General features: G+C 35.9%; 19 protein-coding genes. 18 read left to right on the top strand and 1 reads right to left on the bottom strand.

Annotated elements, in window-relative coordinates:
• The first annotated feature begins 112 nt into the window (after positions 1–112).
• The 13 genes from RT412_RS11850 (at position 113) to argH (ending at position 12,342) form a co-directional block, all read left to right on the top strand.
• Positions 113–802 (top strand): metallophosphoesterase, encoded by a 690-nt coding sequence (locus RT412_RS11850; protein WP_313344400.1) that lies wholly within the window; start codon positions 113–115, stop codon positions 800–802.
• 279 nt (positions 803–1,081) lie between these two features.
• Entirely contained in the window at positions 1,082–2,116 is a 1,035-nt protein-coding gene (gene tdh, locus RT412_RS11845) for an L-threonine 3-dehydrogenase (protein ID WP_313344403.1), read from the top strand.
• Between the two features lie 10 nt (positions 2,117–2,126).
• Positions 2,127–3,317: a glycine C-acetyltransferase gene (locus RT412_RS11840; protein ID WP_313344405.1), complete on the top strand. Its 1,191-nt coding sequence runs from the start codon at positions 2,127–2,129 to the stop codon at positions 3,315–3,317.
• A 120-nt stretch (positions 3,318–3,437) separates the two neighbouring features.
• A complete protein-coding gene (locus RT412_RS11835) occupies positions 3,438–4,460 on the top strand; it encodes a branched-chain amino acid aminotransferase (RefSeq protein WP_313344408.1) in 1,023 nt (340 codons plus the stop codon).
• Between the two features lie 210 nt (positions 4,461–4,670).
• Positions 4,671–5,675, top strand: coding sequence for a lactate/malate family dehydrogenase (locus RT412_RS11830; RefSeq protein WP_313344411.1), 1,005 nt, complete (start codon positions 4,671–4,673; stop codon positions 5,673–5,675).
• Between the two features lie 46 nt (positions 5,676–5,721).
• Positions 5,722–6,198: a transcription elongation factor GreA gene (greA, locus tag RT412_RS11825; RefSeq protein ID WP_313344413.1), complete on the top strand. Its 477-nt coding sequence runs from the start codon at positions 5,722–5,724 to the stop codon at positions 6,196–6,198.
• A 151-nt stretch (positions 6,199–6,349) separates the two neighbouring features.
• A complete protein-coding gene (locus RT412_RS11820) occupies positions 6,350–7,294 on the top strand; it encodes a DUF1385 domain-containing protein (RefSeq protein ID WP_313344415.1) in 945 nt (314 codons plus the stop codon).
• Positions 7,288–8,142 (top strand): peptide chain release factor N(5)-glutamine methyltransferase, encoded by an 855-nt coding sequence (prmC, locus tag RT412_RS11815; RefSeq protein WP_313344418.1) that lies wholly within the window; start codon positions 7,288–7,290, stop codon positions 8,140–8,142. Before RT412_RS11820 ends, prmC begins: the two co-directional genes overlap by 7 nt.
• A gap of 13 nt (positions 8,143–8,155) precedes the next feature.
• On the top strand, positions 8,156–9,226 hold the full coding sequence (gene prfA / locus RT412_RS11810; RefSeq protein ID WP_313344421.1) for a peptide chain release factor 1: 1,071 nt from the start codon (positions 8,156–8,158) through the stop codon (positions 9,224–9,226).
• Between the two features lie 2 nt (positions 9,227–9,228).
• Entirely contained in the window at positions 9,229–9,474 is a 246-nt protein-coding gene (locus tag RT412_RS11805; protein WP_313344424.1) for an RNA-binding S4 domain-containing protein, read from the top strand.
• Between the two features lie 90 nt (positions 9,475–9,564).
• On the top strand, positions 9,565–10,101 hold the full coding sequence (rbr, locus tag RT412_RS11800) for a rubrerythrin (protein ID WP_313344426.1): 537 nt from the start codon (positions 9,565–9,567) through the stop codon (positions 10,099–10,101).
• Between the two features lie 178 nt (positions 10,102–10,279).
• A complete protein-coding gene (locus tag RT412_RS11795; RefSeq protein WP_313344429.1) occupies positions 10,280–10,855 on the top strand; it encodes an N-acetylmuramoyl-L-alanine amidase in 576 nt (191 codons plus the stop codon).
• Between the two features lie 101 nt (positions 10,856–10,956).
• Positions 10,957–12,342 carry an argininosuccinate lyase gene (gene argH, locus RT412_RS11790; protein ID WP_313344431.1) on the top strand — a complete coding sequence of 462 codons (1,386 nt, stop codon included), beginning with the start codon at positions 10,957–10,959 and terminating at the stop codon, positions 12,340–12,342.
• A gap of 84 nt (positions 12,343–12,426) precedes the next feature.
• On the opposite strand, the gene RT412_RS11785 is transcribed toward argH, so the two are convergent.
• Entirely contained in the window at positions 12,427–13,593 is a 1,167-nt protein-coding gene (locus RT412_RS11785) for a M20 family metallopeptidase (RefSeq protein ID WP_313344434.1), read from the bottom strand.
• A gap of 150 nt (positions 13,594–13,743) precedes the next feature.
• On the opposite strand from RT412_RS11785, the gene murB reads away from it, so the two are divergent.
• Genes murB through RT412_RS11760 form a run of 5 tightly spaced genes read left to right on the top strand, consistent with a single transcriptional unit; the run spans position 13,744 to position 18,332 of the window.
• Complete coding sequence (murB, locus tag RT412_RS11780) at positions 13,744–14,670, top strand: UDP-N-acetylmuramate dehydrogenase (RefSeq protein ID WP_313344437.1); 927 nt, start codon at positions 13,744–13,746, stop codon at positions 14,668–14,670.
• Positions 14,667–15,383: a PHP domain-containing protein gene (locus tag RT412_RS11775; protein ID WP_313344440.1), complete on the top strand. Its 717-nt coding sequence runs from the start codon at positions 14,667–14,669 to the stop codon at positions 15,381–15,383. The genes murB and RT412_RS11775 overlap by 4 nt, the downstream gene beginning before the upstream one ends.
• A gap of 14 nt (positions 15,384–15,397) precedes the next feature.
• Entirely contained in the window at positions 15,398–16,261 is an 864-nt protein-coding gene (gene rapZ / locus RT412_RS11770; RefSeq protein ID WP_313344443.1) for an RNase adapter RapZ, read from the top strand.
• Between the two features lie 3 nt (positions 16,262–16,264).
• Positions 16,265–17,245: a uridine diphosphate-N-acetylglucosamine-binding protein YvcK gene (gene yvcK / locus RT412_RS11765; protein WP_313344446.1), complete on the top strand. Its 981-nt coding sequence runs from the start codon at positions 16,265–16,267 to the stop codon at positions 17,243–17,245.
• A gap of 4 nt (positions 17,246–17,249) precedes the next feature.
• A complete protein-coding gene (locus RT412_RS11760) occupies positions 17,250–18,332 on the top strand; it encodes a SpoIIE family protein phosphatase (protein WP_313344449.1) in 1,083 nt (360 codons plus the stop codon).
• The last annotated feature ends 32 nt before the right edge of the window (positions 18,333–18,364 follow it).

Here is an 18,364-nt window from a genome sequence, read left to right as displayed (position 1 = left end):
GTCGTTGCCGTTCAGCCGGTCAATCCTCACGTATGTATAATACGCTGCGGTTGCCCGGCTTCCGGCGCCTTGCAGGATGAACTTTTTCAACAGCCTGCCAGAAGGAAGACCTATGAAAATATTTGCTATAGCCGATTTGCATTTCGACAGTCAAAAAGAAAAGCCTATGAATGTATTCGGCGACAATTGGATAAACCATGAGGAAAAAATAATAGAAAATTGGAAAAGAGTCGTGAGCGAAGACGATTTGGTTTTAGTTCCCGGAGATATTTCATGGGCTGTTAAGCTAAATGAGGTAATTGAAGATTTGTTGAAAATAGATAAACTTCCCGGTATTAAAATTATAGGAAAGGGAAATCATGACTACTGGTGGTCAACATCCAACAAATTGGATAAACTTAATTTGAGGACTATCAAATTTTTGAAAAATAACAGCTATGAGTTTAACGGTGTATCTGTATGCGGAACAAGGGGATGGGATACCATGGAGGAGCATACGGATGTAAAATCAAATGAAAAAATTTACTTAAGAGAATTGAACAGGTTAAGAATTTCTATTGAATGTGCGGAAAGAAACGGCAATAAAATAATAGTGATGCTCCATTACCCTCCTTTTAACTCAGTTGGACTGCCTAATGAATTTTTTCAAATATTGAAGGAGTTTAAAACGGATATTTGTATTTACGGACACCTTCACGGAGAAGACGGGCATAAAAATGTTAAGGAAGGCTTGATTGAACAAATACAATTTCATTGTGTTTCAAGCGATTATATGGATTTTAAACTGAAGAGAATAATGTAAAGAGTCTGTATATGAAATGTGAACACTATGCGTAATTGGCTCTTGACACAGAAACAGTAATAAAGTATCATATTTTTATGGGAAACGTTTGATACTGTTTTTATTTCACTTACAGCATAAGCGACCGACACCAAATATAAAATTTGGGTCGTCTGCTTATTTAAACGGACAAATATTTGTCCGTGACAGAGGAAAACAGTATTAACTAATTCACTTCAAGGGAACATATTTTATTCGAATTAGTTTTATATATTAAGGATGGTGATATTATTGGCTAAAATGGATACATTAGTAAAGAAATACAAAGAGTCCGGATTGTGGCTTGAACAAGTGGATGTACCTGTTCCTCAAGAAGGAGAAGTTTTAATCAAAATTCGTAAAACTTCCATATGTGGTACTGATGTACATATTTACGATTGGAATAAGTGGGCTCAAGAAACCATTCCTGTTCCTATGACCATCGGACACGAATTTGTGGGCGAGATTGTGGAATTAGGAAAAGGCGTTAAGGATTTGAAGGTTGGAGATTTAGTATCGGGTGAAGGACACATAGTATGCGGAAAATGCAGAAACTGTCTTGCCGGAAGAAGACATCTGTGTAAAGACACTAAAGGTGTCGGTGTAAATAGAACAGGTATATTTTCCGAATATGTGGCGCTTCCTGTTTCAAACATCTGGCTTTGCGACAAATCATTGCCGGAAGAATTATACAGTATTTTTGATCCATACGGAAATGCAGCTCACACAGCACTATCTTTTGAAGTTTTGGGAGAAGATGTTCTTATAACAGGAGCAGGCCCAATAGGTATTATGGCAGCGGCAATTGCTAAATTTTCAGGAGCAAGGTATGTAGTTATTACCGATATTAATGATTACAGATTAGAGCTTGCAAAAAAGATGGGTAATTTTAGAACGGTAAACACAAAACGAGAATCCTTAAAAGAAGTAATGAACGAATTAGGAATGAAAGAAGGCTTTGACGTAGGCATGGAAATGTCCGGCAACGGCATTGCTTTTAACGACATGATTAATCATATGTCTCACGGCGGCAAAATCGCAATGTTAGGTATACAGGATGCAGACACCCGTATTGACTGGAACAAGGTGGTATTTAACGGTCTGTTTATTAAAGGAATATACGGAAGGGAAATGTTTGAAACCTGGTATAAAATGCAGGCAATGATAAAGGCGGGTCTCGATATCACCCCGGTTATAACCCACAGATATCACTATACCGAATTTGAAAAAGGATTTGAGGTAATGATGAGCGGAAAATCCGGGAAAGTAATATTGGATTGGACTACCAAGAAATAGGAGGGTTAAAATGTACGAAAATTCTAAACATATTTATGAAGATATATTAAAGGAAATCAAGGAAAGCGGTCTTTGGAAAAATGAAAGAATAATTACTACTCCCCAAAGAAGCAGGATTAATACGACCATGGTTAACGGTGTACTAAATATGTGTGCTAATAACTACTTAGGTTTGTCAGATAATGGTGAGGTTATTGAAGCAGCTAAAAAAGCTTATGATACGTGGGGATATGGTCTTTCATCCGTTAGATTCATCTGCGGAACACAAGAAATTCATAAGCAGCTTGAACAAAAGCTTAGTAAATTTTTACATACAGAGGATACTATTTTATATTCATCGGCATTTGATGCCAACGGCGGGTTATTTGAAACTATTACGACTGAAAATGATGCAATTATAAGTGATGAATTAAATCATGCAAGCATCATCGACGGTGTAAGATTAGCCAAGGCAAAAAAATACAGATATAAAAACAATGATATGGCCGCACTGGAAGAACAGTTAATTTCAGCTGATAAGGAAGGTGCAAGAATCAAAATAATCGCAACAGACGGTGTATTTTCAATGGATGGTATAATTGCGGATTTAGAGGGTATCTGTAATTTAGCTGATAAATATAATGCACTTGTTATGGTTGATGACAGCCATGCCGTTGGATTTGTCGGAAAGACAGGCAGAGGAACGCACGAATACAGAAATGTAATGGACAGAGTAGATATAATTACAGGCACATTAGGCAAGGCGTTAGGTGGTGCCAGCGGTGGTTACACAAGCGGAAGAAAAGAAATAATAGATTTGTTAAGACAGCGCTCAAGACCTTATCTATTCTCAAATACATTGGCTCCGGCTATAGCGGGCGCTTCACTTAAGGTTCTTGAAATGCTTGAGGGAAGTACAAAATACAGAGATAAATTAGAAGAAAATACAAAATATTTCAGAGAAGAAATCAAGAAAATAGGACTTACCATTATAGAGAGTGAGCATCCTATAGTGCCTATTATGCTTGGTGATGCGGTATTATCACAGAAAATGGCAGAAAAGCTTTTGGAAAAAGGCGTCTACGTAATCGGGTTCTATTTCCCGGTAGTTCCAAAGGGAAAAGCAAGAATAAGAACTCAAATATCCGCGGCTCATTCAAAGGAGGATTTGGATTTTGCAATTAAATCATTCAAAGAAGCAAAAGAGGACTTAGGTCTTTAATTGCCCGGGTAATATTTTGTAGAAAAAGATAAGAAATTTTTAAAATACAGTATAACTTGCAAAAAAAATATAAAAAGGTTATACTATTGTTGTGAAAAATATATTATTTAGGAGGATCAAATGCAAAAGAAAGACATAAAATGGTCTGAATTAGGATTTAGTTACATTAAAACCGACAAAAGATACATATCACGCTGGAAAGACGGTAAATGGGACGACGGACAGCTTGTAGAAGATAATATGATTCCGGTTAATGAGGGTTCAACTTGTTTACATTACGGACAAGAATGCTTTGAAGGTTTAAAAGCTTACAGTACTAAAGACGGAGGAATCCAGTTATTCAGACCTGATGAAAATGCTAAGCGTATGCAAAAAAGCTGTGCAAGAGTATTGATGCCTGCAGTTCCTGTAGAAAAATTTATAGATGCTTGTATGCAGGTAGTAAAAGCAAACGAAGCGTGGGTACCACCATATGGCTCAGGTGCAACATTCTATCTGAGACCGTTTGTTATAGGTGTTGGAGATAATATTGGAGTTAGACCGGCTCCTGAATATATATTTGGAGTATTCGGAATGCCTGTAGGACCTTACTTTAAAGGCGGCATGAATCCTGTTAACTTTACAACAACTGATGCAGACAGAGCTGCACCACATGGAACAGGTAAAGCTAAGGTTGGCGGTAACTATGCTGCAAGCTTACAATCGCATCACGAGGCAGTAGAAAGAGGATTCGCAGATTGTATATATCTTGATCCGTTAACTCATACAAAAATAGATGAAGTTGGTGCTGCAAACTTCTTTGGTATAACTAAGGACAATAAATTTATAACCCCTCATTCATCTTCAATTCTTCCAAGTATAACAAGAATTTCTTTAATGCAGGTAGCTAAAGATTATTTAAGAATGGAAGCAATTGAAACTGAAGTTTATATCGATAAATTAGATATGTTCGCTGAAGCAGGCGCTTGCGGAACAGCAGCCGTTATTACTCCAATCGGGGGAATTGAACATAAAGGTAATTTCCATGTATTCTACAGTGAAGAAGAAGTCGGTCCTGTAACTAAAAAATTATATGAAACATTATACGGCATCCAAATGGGAGACGTTGACGCTCCGGAAGGATGGGTTTATAAGGTAAAATAGTAATAAAACAATAAATTTCCTAATGTCAAGGGGAATGGTGTTGTTATAAATAAAAGCGGTGTATGGACAGTATTCCATATGCTGCTTTTATTATAAGTTGACGTAAGCGTTAATTAAATATTGATATAGAATTAAAGATATGATATTATGGTTTCAATTTTAAAAACGACAGGCATATTCAGAGGAATGCCTAATTATCCGGAGGTAATTATGCACAAAAATAAATTAGTTGTTGTGGGAGTGGGGCACGTAGGCTCGTATGTTCTGGCAGATGCGATGAAGACGGGACTGTTTGCTGAAATAGGCTTGATTGATATTTTGAAAAATGTTTCGTTTGGAGAGGCCCTCGATCAGACTCAGGCTACGTCATTGACATATATGAACAATGTGGATGTAAAAAGCGGAGGATATGAGCAGTGTGCCGATGCGGACGTTATAATCGTGGCTGCAGGACCAAGTGTTATACCGGATACGAATAACCCCAATGCAAAGCCGGACCGCACATTGCTTACAAGGACAAATTGCAAAGTAATCCGTGAGGTGATGGTGGGGATTACAAGCTATACCACGGAGGCAATAATAATTCTTATTACGAATCCGTTGGATACGATGGTTTATATTGCGGAAAATGAATTTGGGTATCCGGCAGGACGTATTTTCGGAACGGGAACAATGCTTGATTCTGCGCGTCTTCGTAAAATAATAGCGGATGCATGCGGAGTAGATCCGAAATCTGTTACGGGATATATGATGGGAGAGCACGGTGTTACGGCATTTCCCGTTTTAAGCAACCTGAATGTTGCGGGCATACCATATGGACGACTGGGGCAGTATTTTGAAAATACGGAAGAAATCAGCGAGCCCGAAAATGTTAAGGCACTTGTTGTGAACTCGGCATACAATGTACTCAACAACAAGGGCTGGACAAACGCGGGTGTTGCCCAGGCGGCTGTTACTATGGCAAGAGCGGTGCTGCTGGACGAAAAAAGTGTTTACCCCGCATGTATAACCTTGAGAGGACAGTACGGGCATGACGGCGATGTGGCTTTGAGCATGCCATGTATTATCGGGCGTGAGGGTGTATTGAAGAAGCTTCCTGTGGAATTAAATGAATGGGAAACAAGGAAGATGGAGGAATCCATTGCATATATACAGTCAACAATGCGTGATGCAAGGACCGGACCAAGATTTTTGAATAAAATGTTTGAATTTTGAGATTATTGGGTTATAATATATAAATAATCAAACAGTAGGTGGAATTATGGACAATAACAAAGAAATTTTAGTAACCGAAGCAGGTTATAAGGAACTTGTCGATGAATTAGAATACAGAAAAACAAAATTAAGAAAAGAAATTTCCGAAAGAATAAAAAATGCAATGAAGGAAGGCGATTTAAGTGAAAACGCCGAATATCATGAATCTAAGGAAGAACAAAATAAAAATGAATCAAGGATAATTGTTCTTGAACATACTTTAAAATATACAAAAATAGTTAAGCATAATGAAAAGAAGAAAGACACAATTCAGATAGGAAGTCAGGTGGAAATCAAGGATTTGGAATTTGATGAAATTCTTGAATTTTCTATTGTTGGTGCTACAGAAGCAGATCCTGTTACGGGAAAAATCTCAAATGTGTCACCACTTGGATCGGCACTTTTAGGAAAGAAAAAGGGTGTTACCGTAAGCGTTAATTCGCCGGGCGGTGTTGTTAAATATGAAATCCTTAAAGTTAATTAGCCAAAGATTTGATTAAGCTTTGTGATTTAAAATAATTGCAAAGCTTAATATTTTTTAATGCTTGAAGATTTTATGTAATAATTGTATAATAACTTTGAGTGTGCTCATTTTACAGGAATATCAGTAAAATGACAATTGTAAAGGGGACGAAATGAGTAATATAGAAAAAAAAGAAGTTAAAAAAACCACTATAGGCGGTCAGGCACTCATCGAAGGAATTATGATGAAAGGACCTGAAAAAATTGCAACAGCAGTCAGAAAGCCGGATGGAGAAATAGTTGTTAAAGAAAGTGAAATCAATCAAATATTTAAGCATAAATTTTTTAAACTGCCAATCATAAGAGGAAGCTTCGTTCTTATAGATTCCTTGGTTACAGGTGTAAAAGAGCTGATGTATTCGGCTGAATTTTACGGAGACGATTACGAAGAAGACGCTTTAGATAAATTTCTTAAAAAGGTTTTTAAGGATAAAGCAGACACAGCGATTGTCTACGTTTCCGTAATAATCGCACTGTTATTTTCAATAGGTATATTCATATTAGGACCTACTCTTTTGACAAATGTATTAAAAAACTTAGTTGATAACAACTTGATTTTAAATTTAGTTGAAGGAATAATAAGAGTTTGCGTATTTGTTTTATATGTATATTTTATAGCAAAATTAAACGATATAAAAAGAGTGTTTATGTATCACGGAGCAGAGCATAAAACCATATACTGCTACGAGAATAATGAAGAGCTTACGGTTGAAAATGTAAGAAAATATACCACACTTCACCCGAGGTGCGGAACCAGCTTCATGATTAATGTAATGATTATAAGCATACTCGTTTTTTCATTTTTCGGATGGCCTAATCCGTTAATGAGGTTAGCTATAAGGTTGGCTATGCTGCCTGTTATTGCGGGCTTATCATATGAGCTAAACAAATATGTAGGAAAATGCAACGAAGAAAATATTATTACGAAAATAATCACCTATCCGGGTTTTCAAATACAAAAGATAACTACAGCTGAGCCGGACGATGCTATGATTGAGGTAGCTATTAAGGCAATGGAAAGAGTTATTCCACGAGATGGAGTAGATGATACATGGTAACAATTGAAAAATTGTTAAAGGATGGTATTGACATTATAAAAAAAAGGGATTACAACAATCCTCATCTTGATGTGCAATTAATCTTATCCCATTTGCTTTTAAAGGATAAGATGTATTTACATATTCATAGAAAGAATGAAGTTGATAATGATATTGCAGCGAAATTCTATGAAATGGCGAGAAAAAGAAATGAGGGATACCCTCTGCAATATATGACTAATTCTCAGGAGTTTATGGGTTTGAATTTTTATGTTCAGGAAGGCGTGCTTGTACCGAGACCTGATACGGAAATTTTAGTTGGAAAAATTATAAAAATAGCAGGTAAATATGAGAGAAAAATTAACATTTTGGATATCGGCACCGGCAGCGGAGCCATAGCTGTTTCGCTTGGATACTATTTAAAAAATTCGGTAGTTACAGCGATGGATATAAGCGATATCGCATTGAAAACGACAGAAGCAAATATCGTCAAACACAGCTTAACCAATGTATGGCCAATAAAAACCGATATTTTTAATTATAACTTTAATAATGAAAAATATGATATAGTAGTTTCAAATCCGCCTTATATTGAAAAGGATGTAATAAAAGAGCTTCCCATAGAGGTGTCAACATATGAGCCGAAGCTTGCTCTTGACGGAGGAGATGACGGATTAAATTATTACAGGCAGATGGTAAAAGTGTTTAAGGATATCTGCAAAGAAGATTCAGTTCTTGCGGTAGAAATAGGATATAATCAAAGAGAAGCTGTGACTGAAATATTTAATAATGCAAAAATATTTAATAGAATAGAATGCGATAAGGATTACGGCGGCAACGACCGCGTAATCACCGGTTATGTACGATAGAGAGAGGTATAAAATGTTAGAAAAATTAGAGGATTTAAAAAATAAATATATAGAATTAAGCGAAAAAATTTCAGATCCTGAAATATTGAGCGATTCACAAAAATTACAAAAATTTATGAAGGAACAAGCTCAGCTTGAGCCGATAGTAACTAAATACAACGAGTATATGGAAGTATTTACACAGTTAAATGATTCTAAAGAAATGCTTAAGGAAAAGTTAGACGAAGATTTTAAAGAAATGGTAAAGGAAGAAATTAAGGAGCTTACTGCAAATGAAGAAGAATTGATGCAGGAAATTAAAATATTGCTTTTACCGAAAGACCCTAATGATGACAAGGACGTAATTGTCGAAATAAGAGCAGGCGTTGGAGGAGACGAAGCAGGTTTATTTGCCGGAGACCTTTTAAGAATGTATTTAAGATATGCTGAAAGAAAAGGCTGGAAAACGGAATTTATATCTGTTAACGACCAAGGTATAGGCGGATATAAGGAAGTAATATTTTCTATAAAAGGTAAGGGAGCATATTCAAAACTAAAATATGAAAGCGGTGTTCATAGAGTGCAGCGTGTTCCTGATACAGAATCAAGCGGACGTATACACACATCATCAGCAACTGTTGCAGTGCTTCCTGAAGCAGACGACATTGATATTGAAATCAATCCGAATGATGTAAGAGTGGATGTTTTCCGTTCGTCAGGTAACGGTGGTCAGTGCGTTAATACTACAGACTCTGCGGTTCGTCTTACACACATACCTACAGGTATAGTAATTTCGTGTCAGGATGAGAAATCCCAGCTTAAAAACAAAGATAAAGCATTTAAGGTTCTTAAAGCAAGGTTGTATGACAAATACATGCAGGAGCAGAATGATGAGCTTGCTCAGGAAAGAAAAAGTCAGGTCGGCTCAGGAGACAGAAGCGAAAGAATCAGGACATATAATTTCCCTCAGGGAAGAGTAACAGACCATAGAATCGGACTTACTCTTTACAAGTTAGACTCATTTATAGACGGAGATATAGCGGAAATGATTGAAGCTTTGTTAACCTCCGATCAGGCGGAAAAATTAAATAAAGTTTCGGAGTAGACATGAGAATAGATAAATATTTAAAGAATGCCCGTATAATTAAAAGAAGAACTGTTGCTAAAGAAGCTTGTGAACAGGGAAGAGTATTAGTTAACGGCAAGACGGCAAAACCAGGGACTGAAGTGGACACCGGAGATGAAATAGAAATCATTTTTGGAACAAAACCCATGAAAATAAAAGTGGAACAGGTTTTAGAGCATGTTGTCAAGGACGCATATAAAGAAATGTATAGCATAATAAATGATTAAAGATAATATTTTTGGGTATATATAAATCGTCGAGATGAAATAAGTCAGTAAATGGCAATGCCATTAAAATATTATTTATGAGGTGGAAAGATGAATTTAAAAGGAACAAAGACAGAACAAAATCTATTGACTGCTTTTGCAGGTGAATCACAGGCACACGTAAAGTACACATATTATCAGAACAAAGCAAAAAAAGACGGTTATGTGCAAATCAGCAAATATTTTGAAGAAACTGCAAGAAATGAAAGAGAGCACGCAAAAATCTGGTTCAAGCTGTTGCATGACGGAATTCAAGATACCGAATTCAATTTAGCAGATGCAGCTGCAGGCGAAAATTATGAGTGGACTGATATGTATGCTAACTTCGCAAAAGATGCTAAAGAAGAAGGGTTTAATAAAATAGCGCATTTATTTGAAGCAGTAGGAAAAATAGAAAAAGGCCATGAAGAAAGGTATTTGGCATTGCTTGATAACTTAAAAACAGGAAAAGTATTTAAAAGAGAAAATGATACAGTTTGGATTTGTGATAACTGCGGTCACGTACATCGTGGCAGTGAAGCTCCAAAGGTATGTCCTGTATGTGATCATCCGCAAGCGCATTTTGAACTGTATACAAAAGCATATTAATACGCTTTCCTTGCAGGGCGAACTTTTTCAGTAACTTTCTGATTTGACGATAAAATTATTATTTTATAAGGCAGAATTCATTAAATTCTGCCTTTATTGTTTTTGTGCAGTTACAGTAAGTAACAAATCCCTATACGTAGAATAATATAATTATTATTGATATAGAGGAAGTGATATTATGGCAATAAAAATATTTATTGATCAGGGACATAATCCCACGGGATTTCACAATACAGGTGCAAGAGGACATGGTTTGATAGAGGAGGATATTACGTATCAGGTAGGACAATATTTAGCAAGTATGCTTAGTAATGATCCAAGATTTGAAGTTAGGTTGTCACGGCCAACCCCTACAACAGTATTAGGCACTAACAATGCAACAAGCTTAGCTGAGAGAGTTCGCTTAGCAAATGAGTGGCCGGCAAATTATTTTATAAGTATACATGCCAATGCTAACGTAAATCCAAATATTAGCGGTGCTGAAATGTACATTTACAGCTATAATACTCAAGCTAACTGGCTTGCTCAGCATATAATGAACGGGTTATTGAATTTTACTGATCTTACAGACAATGGTATAAGAACAAATCCATCCCTTTATGTTCTTCGCAGAACTAATATGCCTGCAGTGCTTGTTGAAATGGGATACTTGACGAATCCTCGTGATGCGGCGATTATAAGAGACCAGCAATGGAATATAGCATACGGTATTTATAGAGGTATATTAGATTATTTTGGATTTATGCCTTTATAATAAGCAACAATCTGACGTTTCGTATTTTTGCTTGCAATATTGCTTAAGTGTGCTATAATAAATAAACAAATTATTGCATATTTAATTAAAGAGGTAGATATATGGCTAATTTATGGAGTGGAAGATTTGAAAAAGGTATGGATAAAATTGTTGAAGAGTTCAACGCTTCAATTTTTTTTGATAATAGGCTGTACGAATGTGATATAGAAGGAAGTATAGCTCACATAACAATGCTTTGTGAACAAGGAATTGTTACGGTAGATGAAAAAAATAAAATAATCGCCGAATTAAACAACATAAAAGAGAAAATAAAAAGAGGCGAAATAGAATTCAGCGTTCATGATGAGGATATACACATGGCCATTGAAGGAATATTAATTAAACGCCTTGGAGATACAGGGAAAAAGCTTCATACAGCAAGAAGCAGAAACGATCAGGTTGCAGTTGATACGAGGCTATATGTAAAAAAGGAAATAAAAAACATATTAGATATGTTAAATTATTTAGAAAATGTTCTTTTGGAAAAATCAGAAAAATACTATGATAAAATAATGGTTGGTTTTACACACATGCAGCATGCGCAGCCTGTAACTGTCGGATTTCATTTAATGGCATATTTCCAGATGTTTAAAAGGGATATGGAAAGGTTCGTTCAATGTCTCGATAGAACAGATTACAATCCTCTCGGCTCGTGTGCCCTTGCGGGAACCACAATTCCTATAGACAGGCACAGAACAGCCGAACTGTTAGGATTTAAGAATGTAACCGAAAATGCAATGGATTCGGTGAGTGACAGAGACTATATATTAGAGTTTATGAGTGCCGGATCAATTTGTATGATGCATATAAGCAGAATGGCAGAGGAGTTTGTATATTGGAATTCGCAAGAATTTAGTTATATATCCATTGATGACGGATTTTGCACGGGCAGCAGCATTATGCCTCAAAAGAAAAATCCCGATATGGCGGAGCTGTTAAGAGGTAAGGTCGGCAGGATATATGCTAACTTAATACAGCTGCTGACAGTCATGAAAGCTACGCCTCTTGCTTACAATAAAGATTTTCAGGAAGACAAGGAGGGCTTGTTTGATACGCTTGACACATTAAAAAGCAGTATTTTAATTTTGGCTAAAATGCTTGAAAAAACTGAATTTATCATTGAAAATATACAAAAGCATTTAAACAGCGGATTTTTGAATGCTACGGATATAGCGGAAAATTTCGTAAAAATAAATATTCCTTTCAGAGAAGCTCACGAATTAGTGGGGAAAATGGTTAAATACTCCGAAAATAATCATAAGCAGCTTGAAGAGCTGACAGATGAGGATTTGCAAAAAATCGATAAAAGATTAAATAAAGCGATGCTGCCGGATTTAAGCATGGAGGGTTGCGTAAACGGAAGGTCTTCCTATGGAGGAACTGCACCAACAGAGGTACAGAGACAAATAAATAAAGGAAAAATTTGGCTTGAAAATTTTCAATATTAAAACGCCGTCTGCTTCGTTGCCCTTCGGCCGGTCAATCCTCACGTATGTTTAAGTACGCTGCGGTTGCCCGGCCTCCGGCGCTTGCTATTTTACAGTGTTGTTAAATTCGTATTTTATTTCTTCCAATAATTTTGGATTTTCAATTATATCAATAGCTGTCAATACTAAAGCAGCAATAGTGTTTTTCATTTGCTCCTTGGCATAATCGGTAATTGTACTGTCTGCCATTTCTCTTGTGTGTGCTGCAATATTAGTATCTTTTGTTATATCAAAATAAGGATGAATGGTTGGACATACCTGACTTACCTGTCCTGCATCCAAGGAGCCGGCACCTTTATTCGGCGGACTCATTACTATACCTGTTAATTCAAAAATTTTATCACTGAATACTCTGGACAGTGTCTGATTGGTTACTAAATTATCATAATTGAATTCATACTTAGTTATTTTTAATTCGCATCCGGTTGCAAGGGCTGCACCTCTTGCGCAGTTTTTAATCTTTTCCAACAATTCTAAATTATATATTTTTGATGTTGAACGAACATAAAATTGTGATTTTGTGTAATCAGGTACTACATTAGCTGCCTTTCCGCCGTCTAAAATAACACCGTGAACTCTTGAATCGCTATTAATATGTTCTCGTAAAGCGTTGATACTGTTAAATGTTTGTATAGCAGCGTCTAAAGCGTTAATTCCTTTTTGGGGTGCCGATGCCGCATGAGCTGCTTTGCCGAAAAATTCAAATTGTACCGGCTCTAATGCAAGTGATGTTCCGCTTTTTATATATTCATTAAACGGGTGAGCCACCATTGCTATATCAACATCATCGAATTCGTGGTTTTCTACATATGTAACCTTTGCTCCGCTTGTTTCTTCGGCCGGAGTACCGAAAATTATAACAGTTCCGCCGATTTCATCTATTATTTGTTTCAGTATTATTCCCGCACCTGTACTTACTGTTCCTAACAGATTATGGCCGCATCCGTGACCGATTCCCGGCAGTGCATCATATTCTGCCATGTATGAGATGACAGGTCCGGGCTTTTCACCTTTATAAACCGCTTTGAATCCTGTTTCAACACCTGAAAAATTCTTTTCAACGTTAAACCCGTATTTTAACAAAAGATTTGTATGAAGCTTACATGCAATAAATTCTTCGTATCCTAATTCAGGATTTTTGTAAATTTCTAAGCTCAATTCATTAAGCTCAGGAGTAAGTTGATTAATTAAATTTAATACCTTTTCTTTCATATGTCCTCCTCTAATTTACTTTTTTTTATACTAACATTGGCAATAAGCATTGTCAATCATCTTAAGTGTTTATTAATTTGCAAAATAAATCTTTCAAAAATATATAAGAAATGTTAAAATATATTCAGATGATTCGGAAAGGGTGAAATAATGGAATACCAATTAAAAATGAATGGACTATATAAAAATTTAACTTCCTGTACACGTGGAAATATTCTTAAAGATGAACCTTTAAAAAATCACACATATTTTAAAATAGGCGGTCCTGCGGCAATATTTGCAGAGCCTGAAGATACAGAAGACTTAAAAACAGTATTAAGCTTAATAAAAAAGCATGAAGTAAACTGCTTTATTATGGGTAATGGTACTAATTTGCTTGTTTCAGACTGCGGTTATAATGGCATTGTAGTAAAAATAGGAGAAAAGTTTAATTATTTTCACAGAGAAAATAATGTAGTTACAGCAGGAGCGGGAGTTTTGCTTTCAATACTTGCTAAATATTTAGCAAGAGAAGGGCTTGCAGGGTTTGAATTTGCCAGCGGCATTCCCGGATATTTAGGAGGTGCCGTATATATGAATGCAGGTGCCTATGGCGGAGAAATGAAACAGGTTGTGAAAAGCGTTAAATGCATGGATTTAGACGGCAATATACATAATTTTTCAAATGAGGAAATGGACTTCGCTTACAGACATAGTAAGATTAGTGATTCGGAATATATTGTTATTGAAGCCGAATTAGGGCTGACACCCGGAAATAAGGATGAAATTGCTGCTGTTATTAAAGATTTGAACGAAAGAAGAATTTCTAAACAACCGCTTCATCTGCCAAGTGCGGGAAGCACATTTAAAAGACCTGAAAACGGATATGCATCAAAGCTTATTGAAGATGCCGGTTTAAAAGGCTTAATTCATAAAGGGGCTATGGTTTCAGATAAACACTGCGGCTTTATAGTTAATATAGACAATGCAAGTTGTGAAGATGTGCTGGAACTGATGCGAATTGTTGTAAGCACCGTAAATGATAAATTCGGCATAAAGCTTGAGCCGGAAGTTAAAATAGTAGGAACGAAATTATGAAAACAATAGCAGACTATCATATACATTCAACATATTCAAGACGGAATCACGGAAAATCAACAATTGAAGAAATTGTGGAAAGAGCGGTAGAGCTTAACCTTAAGGAAATTGCCATAACAGATCACGGACCTAAGCATTATTTGTATGGGATAGAAGAAGAAAGAATTCCCGAAGCAAAAGAAAAGGTATTACAAATGCGCAAGAAATTTCCGCAAATCAAGATACTGTACGGTGTAGAAGCCAACATACTAAGCTATGACGGAACAACGGACATTTCAGCAAATGTAATAAAGCACTGTGATATAATTTTGTGCGGTTATCATATAGGTGCATTGTTTTCTTCCGTTAAGGATGCTCTGAAATTTACCGTAAAAAATAAATTCAGTACAAATATGGCTGATGAAAATTCTAAAGCTTTAGCAAATGCGATGAAGAAATACAATATAAATATTTTGACGCATCCGGGAGATAAAATACCCTGCAATATAGATATTGTTGCTAAGGCAGCAGAGGAAACCGAGACAATTTTAGAAATAAATAACAGTCACGGTCATTTGAATGCGGAAGAAATAAAAATCGCTTCTAAATATAACGTTAAATTCGTTATAAACAGCGATTCTCATATAAAAGATAATATAGGCAGCTATGAGAATGGTCTAAAAGCAGCAATGGATGCAAAATTGGATTTAGACCGAATAATTAATTTAAAATAGAAAGGGAGGAGAATATGGAGTTTGTAATTATAACAGGAATGTCCGGTGCCGGAAAAAGTCAGGCAATTAAAATATTAGAAGACATCAATTATTATTGCATGGATAACATGCCTCCTGCTCTTTTAACCAATTTTGCAGAGCTTTGTGTCAGTTCTTCCAAGGATGTAAACAAGGTTGCGGTAGTTGCGGATATCAGAAGCGGTGTTTTTTTCAAGGATTTGTTTAACAGCTTGGAAATATTAAGAAGCAAGGGTATTAAATACAGGATTCTTTATCTTGATGCATCTGATGATGAGCTTGTTAAACGGTATAAGGAACAAAGAAGACCTCATCCGTTAAGCGCGACAGGAACAATCGTCGACGGAATTCAAGAAGAAAGATATAAATTAGAGGAAGTCAAAAAGCGTTCAGATTACATTATAGATACTACTAATATGAAGCTTGGACAATTAAAAGAAGAGCTTCACAATATTTTCGTTCAGGGGAATATTTTGTACAATTTAAATATAACCTTAATGTCTTTTGGTTATAAATATGGGATTCCTCAGGATTCAGATTTGGTTTTTGACGTAAGATTTTTACCGAATCCCTTTTATATTGAAGAATTAAAGGATTTTACCGGTAATGATAAGAATGTTCAGGATTATGTCATGAGCTTTGATTCATCGGAAGTATTCATTGATAAGCTTGTTGACATGCTTTTGTTTTTGCTGCCCCATTATGTAATTGAGGGAAAAACTAATCTTGTTATATCCATCGGATGCACGGGAGGAAAACACCGGTCGGTAACTATCACCAATCGGATTGCTTCAATCCTTAGCAGACAAAATTACAGAGTTATAGTAAATCACAGGGATGTAAACAAGCAGAAGAGGTAGAATATGAAAATAGTTGTTTTTGGAGGAGGTACGGGCTTATCCGTACTGCTCAGAGGACTTAAGCAATATACAAAGGATATATCTGCTATAGTTACCGTGGCAGACAACGGCGGTGGCTCGGGGGTATTAAGGGAAGACCTCGGAATGCTGCCTCCCGGTGATATGAGAAACTGCATAATCGCTTTGGCAGATATAGAGCCGATAATGCTTAAATTAATGCAGCATCGATTTAAAGATGGTTATTTAAACGGACAAAGCTTCGGTAATTTATTTATTGCGGCAATGTATGAAATTTTTGGAGACTATGAGCATGCATTAAAGGAAATAGGCAGTATTTTCAGATTATCCGGCAAGGTGCTGCCGATGACATTACAGGATACACAACTTAAGGCATATTTAAGCAACGGGGAGTGCATAGTAGGAGAAAAGGATATACCCGAATTTGCTGCTAAATCAGGAAGTAAAATAGACAGGGTTTCTTTGGTGCCGAATATTTGCATACCCTTAGAGGAAACGGCAAGAGATATACAGGAAGCGGATATTATTATTATAGGGCCCGGAAGCTTGTATACCAGCGTAATGCCTAATCTGTTAGTTAAAAGCATACCTGATTTGATAACAGACTCGAAAGCGACGGTTTTTTACGTATGTAATCTTATGACACAGCCGGGAGAAACAGATAACTACAATGTGCTTGACCATGTAAATGCAATAATTAAGCACAGCAACAGACATATAATTGATTATGTTATTGCCAATGATGAGCTCATACCTGAAGAGCAAATAGAAAATTACAAATATAAGGGTTCCGCTCAGGTTACGATTGATAAGGAACAAATAAAGACCCTTGAAGAAATGAATATCAGAGTTATAAGCAGCAATTTTATTGAAATCAGAAAAAACTACATTAGACATAATTCGGGAAAAATCGGACAATTGTTGTTAAATTACATTAATGAAAAAAATAATCAACTAAGGAAGTGATCTGATGCATAAATCAAAAATAGATGAATCACAGTTGAAAATAGTTGACGGTATGATTGATTGGGTTAGAGTTGTAGATAAAAACAACGTGGTTCTTTATGCAAACAAAAAGATGAAAGAGGATTTAGGAGATATAACAGGCAAATTATGTTATGAGGTTTTCTGTTCAGGCGGCAGATGTGATTACTGCATATCCAAGCATACAATTCATGACGGTTCAATATTGTATAAGGAAGCAAATATCAACAACAGGACATACATGGTTATTTCATCACCCATAAAGGATAAATTTAATGAGACGGTATGCTCCGTTGAAGTTTTTAGAGATATTACAAAAGAAAAGGAATTAACAAGGAAAATCAGCGAAAAAAATAAAAAAATGAGTGAGGACATAAATTTTGCAAGAAACATGCAAATAAGAATGCTTCCTCCAAAGGGTATGTACAACGGCTTGAAGCTTAATTATCTATATGAATCCTCTGAACAATTAAGCGGTGATTTTTTTGACGTATTTAAAATTGATGAGGAGAATACAGGCATTTATATTTGCGATGTGGTGGGACATGGTGTTACTGCCTCTCTTTTAACGGTCTTTGTCAGACAATCCTTAAGAACTATAGCAAAGGGTAACATGGAGCTCAATAAAATAATGAAGGAGCTGCACAAAACATTTCTTTCATTAAACTTAGATTATGACAGATATTTTTCTGTTTTTTTAGGAATCTATGATAAAGCAACACATGAGTTTAAGTATATAAATGCAGGTCATAATTCAGAGCCGATACTGTTAAAAAGTAAAGGTGAAATTAGCTTGCTAAATGCGAAGGGTTATCCGATAGCAAATATATTTGATAATGTAAAATATGAGGTTAAATCAATAGATTTAGATATAGGTGACAAATTGTTTCTTTATACTGACGGTATAACAGAAGCTACCAACGACGAGGGGATACAGTACGGTATTAACAGATTAATGGATATAATTGGGGAAAAGGGAAATATTCTTGATAATCTAAAAATTTCATTGGACGATTATTGTAAGGCTCACAAGGATGATTATGCCATATTAATGGCAGAGATAATATAATTGACAGTAATGGACAGTGGGGATGGTTCTTA

The organism is Sedimentibacter sp. (assembly GCF_032080165.1).
Taxonomy (GTDB): domain Bacteria; phylum Bacillota; class Clostridia; order Tissierellales; family Sedimentibacteraceae; genus Sedimentibacter.
The sequence above is the reverse complement of the archived record's forward strand: the minus strand, read 5'-3'. Positions and strand labels throughout refer to the sequence as shown.